Genomic DNA, 17,727 nt, shown 5'->3' with positions numbered 1-17,727 from the left:
GGCCCGCCGGCCCGAGCTGAGCGGCGGCCCGCCGAGGGGTCCGGCGGGGGTGGGTCAGGGGGTCCATGGGGAGGTGGGGATGATGAGGGGGGAGCCGGTGACGGGGTCCGGGATGACCAGGGAGGTCAGGCCGAAGACCTCGTGGACCAGGTCGGCCGTGACCACGGCGGAGGGCGGACCCTGCGCCACCACCCGCCCCGCCTTCATCGCGACCAGATGATCCGCGTACCGCGCGGCCTGGTTGAGGTCGTGCAGGACGGCCACCACCGTCCGCCCCCGCTCGTGGTTGAGCCGCCGCACCAGGTCCAGCACCTCCACCTGGTGCGCGATGTCCAGGAACGTCGTCGGCTCGTCCAGCAGCAGCAGGTCCGTCTCCTGCGCCAGCGCCATCGCGATCCACACCCGCTGCCGCTGCCCCCCGGACAGCGCGTCCACGGGCCGGTCCGCGAGGTCGGCGACCGACGTCCGCTCCATCGCCGCGACCACGGCCCTCTCGTCCGCCTCGGACCACTGCTGCCACCACCGCTGGTGCGGCTGGCGCCCGCGCGCCACCAGGTCCGCGACCGTGATCGCCTCCGGTGCCACCGGGGACTGCGGGAGCAGCCCGATGGCCTGCGCGATCCGCCGCGTCGGCAGGGAGGCGAGCGCCTCGCCGTCCAACAGGACCGCCCCCGCCCGCGGCTTCAGCAGCCGACCCAGCGCCCGCAGGGTGGTGGACTTCCCGCAGGCGTTCGGCCCGACGATCACCGTCACCTTCCCGTCCGGGACGGACAGGTCGAGGTCCTCCACGACGACCCGGTCCTCGTACGCGAGCGTCAGCCCGCTCGCCGTCAGACGGTTCATGCCTTGCCTCCACTACGGACACCACGGCTGCGCACGATCAGCCAGATCAGGTACGGCGCTCCCACCGCGGCGGTCAACACGCCCACGGGAAGCTCGGTCGGGGACAGCAGTCGGCGCGCCAGGAGGTCGGCCAGGACCACGATCACGGCGCCGGTCAGCGCCGAGCACAACAGCGGGATCTGCGCGGTCCGGGTCATCCGGCGCGCGATCTGCGGGGCCAGCAGCGCGACGAAGTCGACGGGCCCGGCCGCCCCCGTGGCCACCGACGCCAGGACCACGCCCAGCGCGACCAGCCCGAGCCGCACCGGCCCCAGCCGGACCCCGAGCGCGGTCGCCGTGTCGTCGTCGAGCGAGACCGTGCGCTGCGCCCGCGCCGCCCACAGCACGGCGGGCGCCAGCGCCAGCAGCACCCAGCCGAGCGGCGCCGCGATGTCCCAGCCGCGCCCGTTGAGGGAGCCGGTCATCCAGATCTGGGCCTGCTGGGCCACCAGGTAGTCGCCCTTGGTCATCAGGAGCGTCGTCACCGACCGCAGCGCGATGGCGAAGCCGATGCCGATGAGGACGAAGCGCCCCGCGTGCAGGCCGCCGCGCCAGGCGAAGACGTAGACCAGGGCGGCCGCGAGGAGCCCGCCGAGCACCGACAGGTACGGCAGGACGGCGTACGAGGTCACCCCGAAGGTCAGCGCCGCCACGGTGACCGCGCCCGCGCCCTGGCTGATCCCGATGATGTCGGGGCTGGCCAGCGGGTTGCGGGCGACGGTCTGGATCAGCGCGCCCGCGATCCCGAAGGCGATCCCGACCAGCAGACCCACCGTCAGCCGGGGCAGCCGCAGGTCGGCGACGACCAGCTCGTCCGGGGAGGGCCGCCCCAGCAGCACCTCGACGACCTCGCCGGGCGCCACGAAGGACTCGCCGACGCAGAGGTACGCCACGCACACCGCGGCCAGCAGCCCCGCGAGGCCGAGCGCGACCACGGCGGCCCGCCGGTGCAGCAGGAACGATCCGCGCCCGGCCCGTACGAGCGCGTACCCGGCCGGTCGGACCGAGGGGTTCGCGCTCACGCGGCCACCGCCTTGCGGCGGACCAGGGCGACCAGGAACGGCACCCCGATGAGCGCGGTCATCACCCCGGCCGGCACCTCGCCGGGCGGCACCACGACCCGCCCGATCACGTCCGCGACCAGCAGCATCACGGGCCCGATCAGCGCGGCCATCGGCAGCACCCAGCGGTGGTCGCCGCCCACCACGGCCCGCGCGATGTGCGGCACGGCCAGCCCGATGAAGGCGATCGGCCCGGCCGCCGCGACCCCGGCGCCGGTCAGCACGGTGGCCCCGAGACCGCCGACGACGCGGACGGCGGCGACGTTCTGCCCCAGGCCCTTGGCGACGTCCTCGCCGAGCGCGAGCGCGTCCAGACCGCGCGCCACCGACGCCACGAGGACCGCGCCCACCAGCAGGAACGGCCAGATCTGGGAGACGACCTGGAGGTCGCGCCCGGCGACCGAGCCGACCTGCCAGAAGCGGAACTCGTCCAGCGTGGACGCCTTCGTCGTCAGGACCGCCATGGTGACGGAGGCGAGCAGCGCGTTGATCGCGGCCCCGCCGAGGGCGAGCTTCACGGGGGTCGCGCCCCCGCGCCCGCTCGCGGCGATGGCGTACACGGCGACGGACGCCACCGCCGCCCCCGCGAAGGCGAACCACACGTAACCGGTGAGCGTGTGCACCCCGGCGAAGGCGATGGCGCAGACGACGGCGACCCCGGCGCCCTGGCTGATGCCGAGGATGCCGGGGTCGGCGATGGGGTTGCGGGTGATGCCCTGGAGCGTGGTCCCGGCGAGCGCGAGGCCCACCCCGACCATCAGGGCGACCAGGGTGCGCGGGACCCGCAGGCTGCGGACGACCTCGGCGTCGGGGGTGTGCGCGCCGCGGAACAGCGCGTCGAAGACTTCGGAGGGGGGTATGGAACGGGCGCCGACGGCGAGGCTCAGCACGACGGCGCACAGCAGCGCGGCGAGCGCGGCCGCCGTCCAGCCGAGGCGACGGGCCGTCAGGGCGCGCCGCGGGGCGGCGCTGGGAGCGGGGGCTGACATCTCACCCAATTTCATGATCTGGTAAGGCGAGCCTAAGTCTACGTTCCCCCGCGTTCGCCCGGTCTCGGCACAATGGAGGACATGACTTCCCCCGCGCCCCACCCCTTCACCGTCGGCTTCGACCTCGACATGACGCTCATCGATTCGCGCCCCGGCATCAAGGCCACCTACGAGGCGCTGTCCGCCGAGACGGGCACCTGGATCGACGCCGCCGAGGCGGTCACCCGGCTCGGTCCGCCGCTGGACGAGGAGCTGGCGAACTGGTTCCCCGAGGAGCGGATCGCGGAGATGGCCGACCGCTACCGGGAGATCTACCCCGCGTACGCCATCGAGCCGAGCCCGGCGATGCGCGGTGCGCGCGAGGCGGTGGAGGCGGTGCGGGCGCTCGGCGGCCGGGCGATCGTGGTGACGGCGAAGCACGAGCCCAACGCGCGGCTGCACCTGACGCACCTGGGCATCGAGCCCGACGCGGTGGTCGGCTGGCTGTGGGCGGAGGCGAAGGCGGTCGCGCTGCGCGAGTACGGGGCGCGGGTCTACGTCGGCGACCACGTGGGCGACGTGCGCGGGGCGCGGACGGCGGGCGCGCTGTCGGTGGCCGTGCCGACCGGGCCCTGCCCCGCGCCGGAGCTGCTGGAGGCGGGCGCGGACGTGGTCCTGGCGGACCTGACGGAGCTGCCGGCCTGGCTGGCGGAGTACGTCGGCACGCAGCTGCCGGCCGCGGTGGCCCAGGAAGCCTGAGCCCGGGACGCCCTGAGCCCAGGACGCCTGAGCCCGGGACGCCTACCCGCGGGCGGCCCCGGCGGCGGCCTGCGCGCGGCGGGCGGCGCGGCGCTGGGCACCGGCCGAGCGGAGCACCCCGGCGGCCGAGATCGCGAAGCCGACGCCCATGAGCATGCACACGGCCCACGCGTACGAGGGGAACGGATCGGTGTGCAGGAACAGCGGGGCCATCGTCGCGAGCGTCGCCACGGCGCCGAGGATGAAGACGATGCCGCCGGCCTTGACCAACGCGTCGCCGGGGCGCGCTTCGTCGGGGCGCGCTTCGTCGGGCCGCGCATTTTCCGAATGGGGAGTGGGAGTCACCTCACCAGGGTAGTTCCCTGGCCGAAGGGGCACTGCAGGAAGGACCGGGGGACGCCTTGTCAGGGTTGTCCTGACCATTAGCCTTGAAGGTGACAGGTCACACATGACCCGCCACACCGACGAGCACAAGGACAGAGGACGGACGTGCCTACCGGCAAGGTGAAATGGTTCAACAGCGAGAAGGGCTTCGGCTTTCTCTCCCGCGACGACGGCGGCGACGTCTTCGTCCACTCGTCGGTACTGCCGGACGGGCTCGACGCGCTCAAGCCCGGCCAGCGCGTGGAATTCGGCGTGGTCGCGGGCCAGCGCGGCGACCAGGCCCTTTCGGTGACGGTCCTGGACCCGGCGCCGTCGGTCGCGGCCGCTCAGCGCCGCAAGCCGGACGAACTGGCCTCGATCGTCCAGGACCTGACGACCCTGCTGGAGAACGTCACGCAGCAACTGGAGCGCGGCCGCTACCCCGACAAGGCGCACGGCGCGAAGATCGCCGGCATGCTGCGCGCGGTGGCCGACCAGCTCGACGTCTGAGACCCGCGTCCGCGTCGGACCCCTACGACCGCGCCCCGCTCGCCCGCCACCCGGTGGGGGACCGGGGCGCCGTCGCGCGGCCTCAGGGGAAGTCGAGCGCCCCCGGCGCGATCGCCGGGACCAGGCCCTCCGCCGCCGCCCGGGTCAGCAGCCCGCGCACCGCCGCGTAGCCGTCCTCGCCCAGGTCCGCCGTGAACTCGTTGACGTACAGCCCGATGTGCTGGTCGGCCACCGCGGGATCCAGCTCCTGCGCGTGCGCCCGCACGTAGGGGCGGGACGCCTCGGGGTCCTCCCACGCCATCCGCACCGACGTACGGGCCGCCTCGGCCAGCGCGCGCAGCGCCTCGGCGCCCAGCGAGCGCCGCGCGATGATCGCGCCGAGCGGGATCGGCAGTCCGGTCGTGGACTCCCAGTGCTCGCCCATGTCGGCCAGGCAGTGCAGCCCGTAGTCCCGGTAGGTGAAGCGCGCCTCGTGGATCACCAGTCCGGCGTCCACCCGGCCCTCGCGCACCGCGGGCATGATCTCGTGGAACGGCAGCACCACGACCTCGCCCACACCGCCCGGCAGCACGTCGGCCGCCCACAGCCGGAAGAGCAGGTAGGCGGTCGAGCGCTCGCTGGGCACGGCCACCGTCCTGCCGGTCAGGTCGGCGCCCGGCTCCCGGGTCAGGACCAGCGGCCCGCAGCCGCGGCCCAGAGCCCCGCCGCAGGGCAGCAGCGCGTAGTCCTCCAGCACCCAGGGCAGTACGGCGTAGGACACCTTCAGCACGTCGAGCCCGGCCAGGTCGGCCGCGTGCGCGGGGGCGTCCGGGCCGCGCTCGGCGATGCCGTTGGTGACGTCGATGTCCGCGAAGGTCACCTCCAGCGCGGGCGCCCCGGGCACCCGGCCGTGCGCCCACGCGTCGAAGACGAAGGTGTCGTTGGGGCAGGGCGAGTACGCGATCCGCAGCGGCCCGTCCGTGAGCGGTTCAGTGGTGCTCATGCTGGCGTTCTCCCCAGTTCGCGAGTACGGGCCCCAGCGCGCGGAAGCCGTCGGTGAGCGCGGCGAGCGCCTCCCCGATCCGCCAGGCGGCGCGGTCGCGCGGGCCCACGGCGTTGGACACGGCGCGGATCTCCAGTACCGGCAGTCCGTGCGCGGCGGCGGCCTCGGCGACCCCGAAGCCCTCCATGGCCTCGGCCCCCGCGAGCGGGTGCCGGGCGGCGAGCAGCGCGGCCCGCTCGGCGCTGCCGGTCACGGTGGACACGGTGAGCACCGGCGCCAGCAGGGCGCCGCTCGCCTCGGCGGCCCGGGCGGCCAGCTCGGCGGGCGGCAGGTGCACGGTGTGGCCGAAGCCGAGTTCGCGGACGTCCAGGAAGCCGTCGGGGGTCTCGGCCCCCAGGTCGGCGGCGACGAGCGCGTCCGCGACGACCAGCGACCCGAGGGGGGCGGCGGGCTGGAAGCCGCCGCCGATGCCCGCGCTGATGACGAGGCCGTAGGGGGCGGGGCCGCCCGTGCCGGGCGCGCCCACGAGGGAGGTCGCGAGCGCGGTGGCGGTGGCCGCCGCGGCGGCGGCCGGGCCGACCCCGCCGACGAGCACGTCGAGGGCGAGGCCGGGCAGGTCCCGACGGGTGATGAGGTACCCGCCGGGGAGGGTGCGCGGCTCAGGTGACCCGGAGGGGTCCGGATGAGGGGTGAGACCGGTGACGACGGAGTCGGCCTCCGCCGCCACCGCGGTCACGATGAGCGCGCGCACCGGGCGGGCTACTTCTTGAGCTTGAGGTTGAAGGTCCAGACGGAGGTGGGCTTGCCGTCCTTGCTCAGCTCGATGATGTGCAGCGGCTGGGCCGACGGGGCCTCGCCCTGGCCGCCGGTGGAGAAGGGGTTCAGGCCCGGGAAGCTCTGGTAGGTGTTGCTGGTGAGGTCGCCGAGGCGCTGGGTGCCGACGGCGGCCAGCCACTTCTTGCCGTCCTCCACCACGTCGGGCTCGACGCCCAGGCGCAGGGTCTCACCGGCGGTGTAGTCGATGGTCTTCGCGTCCTTCGTGCCCTTGGAGTCGGAGAGGCACTCCTGGACGCGCGCCTCCGACAACTCCTTCTCCGAGTCCTGGAGACGGCAGGCGGCCTGCGCGGAAACCGACGAGCTGCCGACCGTCACGGTCGCCAGAGGCGTCGGCTTGTCGCAGGCGGAGAGGACGAGGAGGCCGGCGGAAACGGCTCCGAGGGCCGCGACACTGCGGCGGGCCCTACCCGAGAAAAGCGGTGCGGTCATGAGCCGAAGGCTATCGGGCCACCGCGCCCCCGCCCCGCACCGGGTCCCTTGGCGGGCCGCCCGCAGAAGTTTTTTCCGGTGCGCCGTCACATCCGCGCGGCGCCGCGGGTCAGGGGAGCGAAGGACGCGCCGCAGCAGTCCGAACCTCCCGAGGAGCCCACGATGTCCACCGCACACCTCGTCGTCACCCTGGTCGCCGCCCTGATGGTCGGGTTCTCGGCCTACTCGCTGCTCACCCGCACCTCCTGGGTCGTCGAGCCGCTCGTCGCCTACGGCGTCCCCGAAGGCTGGTGGATGCCGCTCGGGGCGGCCAAGGCCGCGGGCGCGGTCGGGATCCTCGTCGGACTCTTCGTCCCGGTGATCGGGACCCTCGCCGCCGTCGGCCTCGTCCTCTACTTCGGCGGCGCCGTCCTGACCGTCCTGCGCGCCCGCTCCTACGCCCACGTCTCCTTCCCGCTCCTGTACGCGGCCCCGGTCGTCGGCGCGATGCTGCTCGCCTAGGCCCCCCCGGGGGGGGCGGGGGCTAAGCCACCCGGGGGCGGGACGCGCCCGGGTGGTGGTGGCGGGGGGCGGACATCAGTCCGCGGACCGCCATCACCGTGCCCAGCGCGACGATGGCCGCCGCCACCCCCATCCCCAACACCCCGTGCAGCGGGAGCGCGATCCCGATCGCCCCGCCCAGCACCCAGGCCACCTGGAGCAGCGTCTCCGAGCGCGCGAAGGCCGAGGTGCGCACCGCCTCCGGCACGTCCCGCTGGATCATCGCGTCCAGCGACAGCTTCGCCAGCGCCTGGCAGAAGCCCGCCGTCGCGCCCAGCACCGCCATCAGGACCCCGGAGAAGAAGACCGCCGCCACCACCGCGACGCCGAGCGTGACGCACAGCACCACCGCGATGATCGTCTCCGGCGCGCGGGCCCGCAGCCAGGCGCCCACCGCCGTCCCGCACGCGTTGCCCACGCCCGCCGAGACGCCCACGATCCCCAACGAGACGGCCGCGCTCTGCCCGGCCAAGGGGTGCTCCCGCAGCAGGAACGCCAGGAAGAAGATCAAGAAGCCGGACAGGCCGCGCATGGCGGCGTTCGCCAGCAGCCCGCACAGCACCGACCTGCTGACCGTCCGCAGACCGGGCCGCCGCGAGTGCGCCTCGTGGGTGGAGAGCCGGGCCCGCCGCTCGCCCTTCGCCTCGTCCACCTTGTGCGGCAGGGTGAACGCCGCGAAGGTACCGGCGAGGAAGATCGCGCAGGCCCCGTACAAGGGCCACGGCGGGCCGATCGTGTGCAGGGCCGCCCCCACCGGCGCCGCGGCCCCGGTGGCCAGCAGCCCGGCCAGCGTGACCCGGGAGTTCGCCTTGACGAGCGAGAACTTGGGCGGCAGCAGCCGCGGCACCACCGCGCTGCGCACCACCCCGTACGCCTTGGACGCGACCAGCACCCCCAGCGCCGCCGGATACAGCTCCAGCCCGCCCGTGGCCACCGCGCCCGACATCATCACGGCGAGCACCGCCCGGGTGAACATCGCCGCCGCCATCGCCGCCCGGCGGCCGTGCGGCAAGCGGTCCAACAGCGGGCCGATGACGGGGGCCAGGAGGGTGAAGGGCGCCATGGTGATGGCGAGGTAGAGGGCGACCCGGCCGCGGGCCTCGTCCGTGGGGACGGAGAAGAACACCGTCGAGGCGAGCGCGACTGTGATCATCACATCACCGGCGCCGTTGATCGCGTGCAGCTCGATCAGCTTGCCGAGGCCGGATTCACCCGCCCCGTGCGCGTGCGTGGCCCGCCGGATCCCGCGCGCCGTACCGGTGATCGGCAGGTGCAGGGCACGCCCGAATGCCCGGCCGGCCCTCCGGACCGGTCCCGAGCCGTCATCGGACGACCGTACGGGTGCCACCTGGCCATAGTGCCCCACGCGGCCCCCGAGGACCCCTCCCGGCGCGCTCCCGGCGCGCTCCCGGCCCGAACCGGAGCGAGCCGGACGTCCGCGAATCGGACTTGCATGTGGGCCCAGGCCCGAAGAAGAGGTAGCGTGCGTAGCGCGCCACCGGCGGTTGCTCTTGGCCGCGCGCCTCTTCGCGATCCCGCAGAATGGATGGCAATAGGTGCGCCCGAGGCCGATCGGGTGCGGACGTCGACGCGGCCCTCTGGTCCGCTCCGCCCGCGCCACGTACGGACAGCACCGACGGGTCGTTGTGGACGACAGTACGGACGGCGCACACGTGAGACGGCGTAGGAGAGAACGAGACCAGTGAGTGCTGCGACGACGCGAAGCCGTACCCCGCGTACCCCTGACCGCCTGTGCGTCGAGGCGGTAGAACTCGCGCGGGCGGCGGCCGAGGATGCCGCCTTCCCCGGCGTGGTGGGAGAGCACGTCTCCGCGGTGGCGGAGGGCGACAGGGTCGTCACCCACTACTTCGAGGCCAAGGAGCCGGGCTACCGCGGCTGGCGGTGGGCCGTCACGGTGACCCGCGCTTCCCGCGCGAAGAACGTCACCCTCGACGAAACGGTGCTGCTCCCCGGCTCCGACGCGCTCCTCGCGCCCGAGTGGGTGCCGTGGAGCGAGCGGCTGCGACCGGGTGACATGGGGCCGGGCGACCTGCTGCCCACCGATGCCGAGGACCTGCGGCTGGAGCCCGGCTGGTCCGGCGAGGACGCGCCGCCGCCGAACTCCGTGGTCTCCGCGGAGATGGCCGAGCTGGTCGAAGCGGAGTACACGGACGCGACGGACGTAGCGGACGTGACGGATCCCGCGGTGACGCCGGTGGTGCCGGCGCGCGGTTCCATCGCCTCCGTGGCCGAGGAACTCGGCATGCGGCGGGCGCGGGTGCTGTCCCGCTACGGCCTGCACACCGCGGCCGACCGCTGGGACGAGTCCTTCGGCGCGAAGACCCCGATGGCGCAGGCGGCGCCCGCCTCCTGCGTGTCCTGCGGCTTCCTCGTGGCGATCGGCGGCTCGCTGGGGCAGGCCTTCGGGATCTGCGCGAACGAGTTCGGTCCGGCCGACGGGCGGCTGGTGTCCCTGTCCTACGGGTGCGGTGGGCACTCCGAGGCGGCGGTCATGCCGGCGCCGATGCGGCCCGCGCCGCCGGTGCTGGACTCCATGGCCTCGGACGAGTTCGCGCTGCGACCGGTCGCCGACCCGGACCCCACCCCCTCGGACCTCGGCCACTCCTGACCCTCCCTCCGGGGGCGCCCCGACCTCCCCCAGCTACCGCTGGGCGGGACCCCCGGGCGGGGCTGGGTCGGTCCACTGAGCGCTCGGCCGGGTGCTCGGATGGGTTACCCGGGGTGTGGGGCGGGGGGTGGCGTGGTCCGCTGGGCGGGATGAGGATCAGCGAGCGCCGGCGGCCCGCCGCCAGGCGAACCGGTACCGGGGGCCAGGTCGTCCCCGCTCGACGCCGCCTGTCCTGGGTCGACTTCGCCGTGGCCGCGGCCGTCCTGCTCCTCGGCTACCTGGCCCTGCGCGTCGGCAAGGGCACCACCGTCAACTTCGACCCCGCCGACGTCCCCGACGTCGACACCGACCCGACGAAGCTGCCGTACTACGCCGCCCGCAGCGTCCTGCGCATGTTCATCGCCCTCGGCGCCTCCGTCGTCTTCACCTTCGGCTACGCCTACGCCGCCGCCCGCAGCCGCCGCCTGGAACGGATCCTGATCCCGGCCCTGGACATCCTCCAGTCCGTCCCCGTCCTGGGCTTCCTCTCCGTCCTCGTGACGTTCTTCGTCGCCCTCTTCCCCGGCTCGCTCCTCGGCCTGGAGTGCGCCGTCGTCTTCGCCATCTTCACCTCCCAGGCCTGGAACATGACCTTCGGGTTCTACGCCACCCTCACCTCCCTCCCGCGCGAACTCGACGAGGTCTCCCGTTCGTTCGGCTTCAGCCGCTGGATGCGCTTCTGGCGGATCGAGGTCCCCGCCGGGGTCATCGACCTCGTCTGGAACGGGATGATGAGCTTCGCCGGCGGCTGGTTCATGCTCGTCGCCTCCGAGGCCGTCAGCGTCAGCGGCCACGACTACGCCGTACCGGGCCTCGGCTCGTACGCCGGTACCGCCATCGGCGAGGGCGACCTCGACAGGATCGGGTGGTGCATCGTCGCGATGACGCTCACCATCGTCACCGTCAACTTCCTCTTCTGGCGGCCGCTGACCGCCTGGGCGGAGAAGTTCAAGAACGAGCAGTCCGAGGCCACCGACGTGCAGCGCAGCTACGTCCTGGACTTCCTGCGCCGCTCCCAGTGGCCCACCCTCCTCGGCCGGGCCACCGCCCCCGCCCGCGAGGGCCTCGGTCGGGCCGGCCGGGTGGTCCTGGGCCGCGACGACAAGGCGCTCGCCGTGGACCGGGCGCGGCGCCGCACCGGCGACCTGCTCTTCGCGCTGGTCGCCTGCGCCGTGCTGCTGTGGGGCCTGTACGACCTGCTGAGCTACCTGCGGCGCGAGACCGGCCTCGGGGTCTTCGGGGAGCCCCTGTGGCTCGGCCTGATCACCTTCGTCCGGGTGGTCGTCCTGGTCGCGGGCGCCACCGTCGTCTGGGTGCCGGTCGGCGTGTGGATCGGCTCCTCGCCCCGGCTGACGAAGATCGCCCAGCCCGTCGTCCAGGTCCTGGCCAGCTTCCCCGCGAACCTGCTCTTCCCGCTCGCCGTCTGGTTCTTCCTCAGGACCGGGCTCGACATCAACATCGGGTGCGTCCTGCTGATGGCGCTGGGCGCGCAGTGGTACGTCCTCTTCAACGCCATCGCCGGGGCCATGGCCATCCCCACCGACCTCAAGGAGGCGATGGACGACCTCGGGGTGCGCGGCCTCCAGCGCTGGAAGCGGCTGATCCTCCCGGCCGTCTTCCCCGCGTACGTCACCGGCGGCATCACCGCCTCCGGAGGTGCCTGGAACGCCTCGATCGTCGGCGAGGTGGTCACCTTCGCGGGCACCACGCTGACGGCGACGGGCCTGGGCGCGTACGTCTTCCACGCCACCGAGACGGGTGACTTCCCGAAGCTGATCGCCGGGATCGCGGTGATGAGCCTGTACGTCGTCGGGCTCAACCGGCTCTTCTGGCGCCCGCTCTACGCCCTCGCCGAACGCCGCTACTCGATGTGAGGACCCCGCCATGACGCTGCCGACGCCCCCGCCGACCATCCTGCGGGCCGCCGGGCTCACCAAGTCCTACGCCGGAGCCGACGGCGAACTGCCCGTGCTCGGCGGCATCGACCTCGACATCCACGAGGGCGAGATCGTCGCCCTGCTCGGCAAGTCCGGCAGCGGCAAGTCCACCCTGCTGCGCTGTCTGGCCGGGCTGGTCCCGGTCAGCTCGGGCGCGGTCACCTACCGGGGCGAGGAGCTGCGCGGGGCCAATCCGGGCACCGCGATGGTCTTCCAGACCTTCGCGCTGCTGCCCTGGCTGACGGTCCAGCAGAACGTGGAACTGGGCCTGGAGGCCAAGGGCGTGGACCGCGCCACCCGGGCCCGCCGGGCGGTGGAGGCCATCGACCTGATCGGCCTGGACGGCTTCGAGTCGGCCTATCCGAAGGAGCTCAGCGGCGGGATGCGCCAGCGCGTCGGCTTCGCCCGCGCGCTGGTGGTCGAGCCGGACGTGCTGATGATGGACGAGCCGTTCTCCGCGCTGGACGTGCTGACCGCCGAGAACCTGCGCGGCGAACTGATGGAGCTGTGGGCCTCGGGCCGTTTCCCGGCGAAGGCCGTGGTGCTGGTGACGCACAACATCGAGGAGGCCGTGCTGATGGCGGACCGGGTGGTCGTCCTCGGCTCGCGCCCCTACGGCACGATCAAGGAGACCTTCGAGGTGGCGCTGGAGCGGCCGCGCGACCGCACGGCGCCCGCCTTCGAGCGGATGGTCGACGCGGTGTACGCCGTGATGACCGGGCGGACCGCGAAGGCGGCCGCCCCGGCCGCCCCGCCCGCGCGCCGGACCCCCGCGAACACCCCGCTCCCGGCGGCCAGCGTGGACGGCATGGCGGGCCTCGCCGAGATCGTGCTCCAACGCGGCCGCGACAACAGCGAGGACCTGGCGGACCTCGCGGACGAGCTGGGGCTGGAGGTGGACGACGTACTGCCCCTGGTGGACGGTCTGGAACTGCTCGGGCTAGCCGAGGTGCGCGACCTGCACCTGGTGCTGACCCCGCGCGGGATCGCCTTCGCGGGGGCCGACGTACAGGAGTCGAAGGAGCTCTTCGCGCAGGGCGCGATGGAGGCCCCGCTGGTCCACCTGATCACCACGACCCTGCGCCGCTCGGGCGGCGGCACCCAGCGGGCGGGCTTCTTCCGGGACCTGTTGGCGCACCACTACACGAGCGAGCAACTGGAGCAGCAGTTGGAGACGGCCACCGACTGGGGCCGCTACGCGGAGCTGTACGGCTACCGCGCGGACAGCGAGCAGTACCGGCTGGACGAGTCGGCCGCGGGGGAGCGGGCCCCTCGCTGAACGGCCCGGGCCCGGGGACCGGCAGGCCCGCGCCCGCCGGTCCCCGGGCCGCGGGTCACGCCCGCCCGTCCTCGGTGATCGGGATCGGCTGGACCCCGTTCGCCGAGGGGGCGCCCGGCGCCGGTACGACCGTCTTCGGGGCGCCCGTCACCGCGCCCGTCGCACCGGCCTGCGCGTCCGGCGCCTGGTTCATCGACGACAGCAGCTGGCGCGCGAGGCCCAGTCCGGTGCCGCCCATCGTGAGGGCCTTCGCGAACATCTCCGACATGCCCTCGGCGCCGTTCAGCAGCACCATGTGCTCGACGTTGCCGAAGGCGCTCGCGCCCGCCTCCACGATCTTGGGCCAGTTCTCGGCGAGCTGCTGGGCGACCACGGCCTCCTGGTTCTCCGCCAGGGCCGCCGCGCGCGCCTTGATGGACTCGGCCTCGGCGAGGCCCTTGGCCTTGGCCGCGTCCGCCTCCGCCAGACCCCGGGCCCGCGCCCATTCGGCGTCCGCGAGGCCCTTGGCCTGCGTCGCCGCGGCCTCGGCCTCACCGGTGGCCCGGGTGGCCTTCGCCGCCGCCAGACCGCGGGTCTCGATGGCCTGGGCCTCGGCGGCGGCCGCCGTCTTGACCCGGGTGGCCTCGGCGGCCGCCGCGAGTTCGGTCTCCTGGGCCTTGGCCTGGGCGGCCGAGATCCGGGAGTCGCGGTCGGCCTCGGCGAGCGTGCGCTGCTCGTAGGCCTTGGCGTCCGCGGGCTTGCGCACGTCCGCCTGGAGCTGCTGCTCGCGCCGGTTGGCCTCGAGCTCGGCGACCCGGGTCTCCTGGACGACGACCTCCTGGCGGGCCGCGGCGTCCGCGAGCGGACCGGCCTGCCGGGAGGCGGCCGCGGCCTTGTCCCGCTCGGCCTGGTAGCCGGCCTGGAGGATCTCGCTGTCCCGGGTGGCCTCCGACATGCGGGCGAAGGCGGCCTGTTCGGCCTCGGTCGCCAGCAGGTTCGCGTCGGCCTGGGCGATGCGCGCGTCCCGCTGGACGGCGGCCGCGTGCGGCATCGCGAGGTTCTTGATGTAGCCGGTCGGGTCCTCGATCTCGTGGATCTGGAGCGAGTCGACGATCAGGCCGAGCTTCTCCATCTCGCTGCCGCAGGCCGCCCGGGTCTGGCCGGTCAGCTTCTCGCGGTCGCGGATCATGTCCTCGACCGTCAGTCCGCCGACGATGGAGCGCAGGTGACCGGCGAACACGATGTGCACGCGCTCCGGGATCATCTTCTGCTGGTCCAGGAAACGCCGCGCCGCGTTCGCGATCGAGACCATGTCGTCGCCGACCTTGAAGATCACCACGCCCTTGACCTTGAGCGGGATGCCCTGGTGGGTCACGCAGTCCACCAGCAGCTGGGTCTCGTTCAGGTCGAGCGACAGTTTCCGGACCGCCTGGACGCCGGGCAGGACGAGCGTGCCGCGGCCGGTGACGATCCGGAAGCCCATGCCCTCGCCGAGGCCCTCGGTCTTGTGCGTGGAACCGGAGATGACAAGTGCTTCGTTCGGTTCGGCCACCCGCCACATGAGCTTGAACAGGCCGATCAGAACGAGTAGTGCGGCGAGAACGACTCCCGCCACGACGCCGATAGCCATCGGCAAACGCCCCCTTAGTGCAGTGCCGTTGCGGCACCGATGAGGGCGAGTCTGCGCCCGCCGCCGTTTGGCGTGAAGACGCTGACGGGTCCTTGTCGCAATCTTGATACGCAGCGCCGCGGCGACCGGCCGTGCGACGCCGCCGCGCCGGTCGGCGGAAGGTCAGAGGCAGGTCAGGGGCAGGTCAGAAGCAGGTCAAGGGAGGGTCAGTTGACGTAGGCGGCCGTGACGTACACCGTGCGCGGCGGCAGGTGTTCGACCACCGTGACCACCGTGCCCACGGGGATCGGCTCCCGCTCGTTCAGCGCCGGGTGGGCCAGGAAGTGCTCCGCGCCGCCCCGGATCCGGACGATGACCTCGCCCACGAGTCCGGGCCCCACCGTGCCGGTGACCCGCCCGGTCATCCCCACCATGTCCTGGTCCATACCGGCAGGTTACGCGGGAAGGGCCCGGGGCAGACCCCGGGCCGATCATCCGTTCTCCCCGCGCCCCTCAGCCGGCGAGGACCGGCGGGTGCTCGGGCCGCGCCGCCCGGGCGGCCTCGGTGCGCCGGACCCGGGTCACCGCGATGACCGCGGCGACCAGCAGCAGGGCGGTGGCGCCGTAGGAGGCGGTGTGCATGCCGTGGACGAAGGCGGTGCGGGCGGTGGCGAGTACGGTCTCCCCGGCCGCCCCGCCGATCTGCCGGGCGACCGCGGCGGCCCCGCCGAGCGTCTCCCGTACGGCGGGCCGGGCGTCGCTCAGGTCGCCGCGGTAGACGGCGGTGCCGAGGCTGCCCAGCAGGGCCATGCCGAGCGCTCCGCCGAACTCGCCGCCGGTCTCCAGGACGGAGGCGGCCGAACCGGCCTTCTCGGCGGGGGCCGAGGCGAGGGCCATGTCGGAGACGAGCGCCATCACGGTGACGATGCCGGCGGCGAGGACGGCGGCGCCGATCAGCAGCAGCCACAGCGAGTCGGTGCCGGTGAGGCCGAGGAGGGCGAATCCGGCGGCGCCGATGACGAACCCGCCGGCGATGACGACGGGGCGGCCGAACTTCTGGCCGAGGGCGGTGGAGGCGGGGGCGGTGGCGCCGACGGCGACCGAGGGGGCCAGGGACCACAGGGCGGCTTCCAGGGTGCCCATGCCGAGGACGGACTGGAGGTACTGGGTGGTGAAGTAGGCCGAGCCCATCATGGCGAAGGAGGCGACGGTGTTGAAGGCGACCCCGGCGGCGAAGCCGCGGCCCCGGAAGAGCTCCCGGCCGATCATGGCGTCGTCGCGGCCGAGCTGGCGGCGGACGAAGAGGAACCCGAAGACCAGCCCGGCGGCGAGGCAGCCCAGGTGGAGCGGCCCGAGGCCCTCGGCGGCGATCCCCTTGACGCCGTAGACGACGGGGAGCACGGCGGCCATCGAGAGCGGGACGCTGAGCAGGTCGAAGCGGCCGGGGGCGGGGTCCTTGAACTCCGGTACGAGCACGGGCACCAGGACCAGCAGGAGCACCATCGCGGGGACGTTGATGAGGAAGACGGACCCCCACCAGAAGTGGTTCAGGATGAGCCCGCTCATGACCGAGCCGAGGGCGATGCCGCCGGCCATCGCGCCGGACCAGATGCCGATGGCCCGGCCGCGCTGCCGGTCGTCCTGGAAGAGGTTGCGTACGAGCCCCAGCGTGGACGGCATCAGGGTCGCGCCGCCGATGCCGAGCAGGACGCGGGCGGCGATGAGCATCTCGGCGCTGGTGGCGTAGGCGGCGCCGACGGAGGCGAGGCCGAAGGCGGCGGCGCCGATCAGCAGCAGCTTGCGGCGGCCGATCCGGTCACCGAGCGAACCCATGGTGATGAGCAGTCCGGCGAGTGCGAAGGCGTAGCTGTCGAAGATCCACAGCTGCTGCGTCGCCGTGGGGTCCAGCTCCTGCGTGATGGACGGGATGGCGAAGTAGAGGACGGAGACGTCCATCGAGACCAGGAGCAGGGGCAGCAGGAGGACGGTGAAGGCGGTCCATTCCCGGCGACCTGCGAGACGTGCTGCGGGGTTCGTCATGAGCAGCAATGTACAAGCGTCATAAACGCTTGTCTAGTACGGATGTATGGGACGCTTGTTTAGAACGCTCGTATATCCTCGGGGACATGGGACATCGTGAAGATCTGCTCGAAGGTGCCAAGAAGTGCCTCGTGGCGAAGGGGTTCGCGCGCACGACCGCGCGGGACATCGTCAGCGCGTCCGGGGCCAACCTCGCCTCGATCGGCTACCACTACGGCTCCAAGGACGCCCTGCTGATCCAGGCGTTCATCGGGCTCGCGGAGGACTGGGGCGCCGCGGTCACCCCGGAGGTGACGGGGGAGGGCGGCACGCTGGACCGCTTCGCCTCGGTCTGGGAGGGCATCCTCGGGCGGCACGAACAGTTCACGGCGATGTGGGCGGCCAGTACGGAGATCGCGCTCGCCCCGGACCGGATGCCGGAGCTGGCGGCCATGCTGTCGGCCTCGGAGGGCGAGGGGCGGCGCGGCCTGATCGCCCTGTTCACGGGCATCCCCGAGGAGGAGCTCGACGAGGACGACGTCCGGACGCTGGGGGCGGTCTACCAGGCGCTGCTGACCGGGGTCATGGTCCAGTGGCGCTTCAACCCGGCCACGGCGGCCACGGCGGCGGACCTGACGGAGGGCATCCGCCGCCTGGCCAGCGCCCTCCCGGGAGCCCACCCCCCGAAGCCGTAACCGCTCCGCTGGGCGGGCTGGATGTGGCCCGGGAGCCGTCCCCCTCAAACGCCGGGCGGGCTGGGTGTGGTTCGGGAGCCGTCCCCCTCAAACGCCGGGCGGGCTGGGTGTGGTTCGGGAGCCGTCCCCCTCAAACGCCGGGCGGGCTGGGTGTGGTTCGGGAGCCGTCCCCCTCAAACGCCGGGCGGGCTGGGTGTGGTTCGGGAGCCG

General features: G+C 73.6%; 18 protein-coding genes. 7 read left to right on the top strand and 11 right to left on the bottom strand.

What is annotated here, in order from left to right; all coding sequences use genetic code 11:
- Window positions 1-54 precede the first annotated feature (54 nt).
- The 3 genes from ACFWAR_RS18950 to ACFWAR_RS18940 are packed head-to-tail and all read right to left on the bottom strand — an operon-like array spanning window position 55 to window position 2,932.
- On the bottom strand, window positions 55-843 hold the full coding sequence (locus ACFWAR_RS18950; RefSeq protein ID WP_385778522.1) for an ABC transporter ATP-binding protein: 789 nt from the start codon (window positions 841-843) through the stop codon (window positions 55-57).
- Window positions 840-1,904: a FecCD family ABC transporter permease gene (locus ACFWAR_RS18945; protein ID WP_385778520.1), complete on the bottom strand. Its 1,065-nt coding sequence runs from the start codon at window positions 1,902-1,904 to the stop codon at window positions 840-842. The genes ACFWAR_RS18950 and ACFWAR_RS18945 overlap by 4 nt, the downstream gene beginning before the upstream one ends.
- Complete coding sequence (locus ACFWAR_RS18940; protein WP_385778518.1) at window positions 1,901-2,932, bottom strand: FecCD family ABC transporter permease; 1,032 nt, start codon at window positions 2,930-2,932, stop codon at window positions 1,901-1,903. The genes ACFWAR_RS18945 and ACFWAR_RS18940 overlap by 4 nt, the downstream gene beginning before the upstream one ends.
- A gap of 81 nt (window positions 2,933-3,013) precedes the next feature.
- Between ACFWAR_RS18940 and ACFWAR_RS18935 the strand changes: the two genes are divergently transcribed.
- Complete coding sequence (locus ACFWAR_RS18935) at window positions 3,014-3,670, top strand: HAD family hydrolase (protein ID WP_385778516.1); 657 nt, start codon at window positions 3,014-3,016, stop codon at window positions 3,668-3,670.
- Window positions 3,671-3,712: 42 nt separating this feature from the next.
- On the opposite strand, the gene ACFWAR_RS18930 is transcribed toward ACFWAR_RS18935, so the two are convergent.
- A complete protein-coding gene (locus tag ACFWAR_RS18930; RefSeq protein ID WP_385778514.1) occupies window positions 3,713-4,015 on the bottom strand; it encodes a hypothetical protein in 303 nt (100 codons plus the stop codon).
- A 144-nt stretch (window positions 4,016-4,159) separates the two neighbouring features.
- Between ACFWAR_RS18930 and ACFWAR_RS18925 the strand changes: the two genes are divergently transcribed.
- Window positions 4,160-4,543: a cold-shock protein gene (locus ACFWAR_RS18925; RefSeq protein ID WP_385778512.1), complete on the top strand. Its 384-nt coding sequence runs from the start codon at window positions 4,160-4,162 to the stop codon at window positions 4,541-4,543.
- A gap of 82 nt (window positions 4,544-4,625) precedes the next feature.
- Here ACFWAR_RS18925 and ACFWAR_RS18920 read toward each other — a convergent pair whose 3' ends face one another.
- From ACFWAR_RS18920 to ACFWAR_RS18910, 3 genes are read right to left on the bottom strand one after another with little or no spacing between them, the layout of a single operon-like run.
- Window positions 4,626-5,525: a 1,4-dihydroxy-6-naphthoate synthase gene (locus tag ACFWAR_RS18920; protein WP_385778510.1), complete on the bottom strand. Its 900-nt coding sequence runs from the start codon at window positions 5,523-5,525 to the stop codon at window positions 4,626-4,628.
- Window positions 5,512-6,276 (bottom strand): futalosine hydrolase, encoded by a 765-nt coding sequence (locus ACFWAR_RS18915; protein WP_385778508.1) that lies wholly within the window; start codon window positions 6,274-6,276, stop codon window positions 5,512-5,514. Before ACFWAR_RS18915 ends, ACFWAR_RS18920 begins: the two co-directional genes overlap by 14 nt.
- 8 nt (window positions 6,277-6,284) lie before the next feature.
- Window positions 6,285-6,791: a DUF2771 domain-containing protein gene (locus ACFWAR_RS18910; RefSeq protein ID WP_385778506.1), complete on the bottom strand. Its 507-nt coding sequence runs from the start codon at window positions 6,789-6,791 to the stop codon at window positions 6,285-6,287.
- A 162-nt stretch (window positions 6,792-6,953) separates the two neighbouring features.
- On the opposite strand from ACFWAR_RS18910, the gene ACFWAR_RS18905 reads away from it, so the two are divergent.
- A complete protein-coding gene (locus tag ACFWAR_RS18905; RefSeq protein ID WP_385778504.1) occupies window positions 6,954-7,292 on the top strand; it encodes a DoxX family protein in 339 nt (112 codons plus the stop codon).
- A gap of 22 nt (window positions 7,293-7,314) precedes the next feature.
- Here ACFWAR_RS18905 and ACFWAR_RS18900 read toward each other — a convergent pair whose 3' ends face one another.
- A complete protein-coding gene (locus ACFWAR_RS18900; RefSeq protein WP_385778502.1) occupies window positions 7,315-8,697 on the bottom strand; it encodes an MFS transporter in 1,383 nt (460 codons plus the stop codon).
- Window positions 8,698-9,033: 336 nt separating this feature from the next.
- Here ACFWAR_RS18900 and ACFWAR_RS18895 point away from each other — a divergent pair, with 336 nt between their 5' ends.
- The 3 genes from ACFWAR_RS18895 (at window position 9,034) to ACFWAR_RS18885 (ending at window position 13,215) form a co-directional block, all read left to right on the top strand.
- Complete coding sequence (locus ACFWAR_RS18895) at window positions 9,034-9,960, top strand: DUF3027 domain-containing protein (protein WP_385778500.1); 927 nt, start codon at window positions 9,034-9,036, stop codon at window positions 9,958-9,960.
- A 149-nt stretch (window positions 9,961-10,109) separates the two neighbouring features.
- The gene (locus ACFWAR_RS18890) at window positions 10,110-11,873 is read left to right on the top strand and encodes an ABC transporter permease (protein WP_385778498.1); all 1,764 of its coding nucleotides are present in this window, start codon (window positions 10,110-10,112) and stop codon (window positions 11,871-11,873) included.
- A 10-nt stretch (window positions 11,874-11,883) separates the two neighbouring features.
- A complete protein-coding gene (locus ACFWAR_RS18885) occupies window positions 11,884-13,215 on the top strand; it encodes a nitrate/sulfonate/bicarbonate ABC transporter ATP-binding protein (protein WP_385778496.1) in 1,332 nt (443 codons plus the stop codon).
- 55 nt (window positions 13,216-13,270) lie between these two features.
- Here ACFWAR_RS18885 and ACFWAR_RS18880 read toward each other — a convergent pair whose 3' ends face one another.
- From ACFWAR_RS18880 to ACFWAR_RS18870, 3 genes are all read right to left on the bottom strand, one after another.
- Complete coding sequence (locus ACFWAR_RS18880) at window positions 13,271-14,824, bottom strand: flotillin family protein (RefSeq protein ID WP_385778494.1); 1,554 nt, start codon at window positions 14,822-14,824, stop codon at window positions 13,271-13,273.
- A gap of 206 nt (window positions 14,825-15,030) precedes the next feature.
- Complete coding sequence (locus ACFWAR_RS18875; RefSeq protein WP_385778492.1) at window positions 15,031-15,249, bottom strand: hypothetical protein; 219 nt, start codon at window positions 15,247-15,249, stop codon at window positions 15,031-15,033.
- 67 nt (window positions 15,250-15,316) lie between these two features.
- Window positions 15,317-16,843 carry an MFS transporter gene (locus tag ACFWAR_RS18870; RefSeq protein ID WP_385778490.1) on the bottom strand — a complete coding sequence of 509 codons (1,527 nt, stop codon included), beginning with the start codon at window positions 16,841-16,843 and terminating at the stop codon, window positions 15,317-15,319.
- An 86-nt stretch (window positions 16,844-16,929) separates the two neighbouring features.
- Here ACFWAR_RS18870 and ACFWAR_RS18865 point away from each other — a divergent pair, with 86 nt between their 5' ends.
- A complete protein-coding gene (locus ACFWAR_RS18865) occupies window positions 16,930-17,517 on the top strand; it encodes a TetR/AcrR family transcriptional regulator (protein WP_385778488.1) in 588 nt (195 codons plus the stop codon).
- Window positions 17,518-17,727: the final 210 nt, after the last annotated feature.

Source organism: Streptomyces sp. NPDC059917 (assembly GCF_042730635.1).
Classification (GTDB): domain Bacteria; phylum Actinomycetota; class Actinomycetes; order Streptomycetales; family Streptomycetaceae; genus Streptomyces.
Note: the sequence above shows the minus strand (reverse complement) of the source record. Positions and strands in the feature narration are given on the sequence as shown.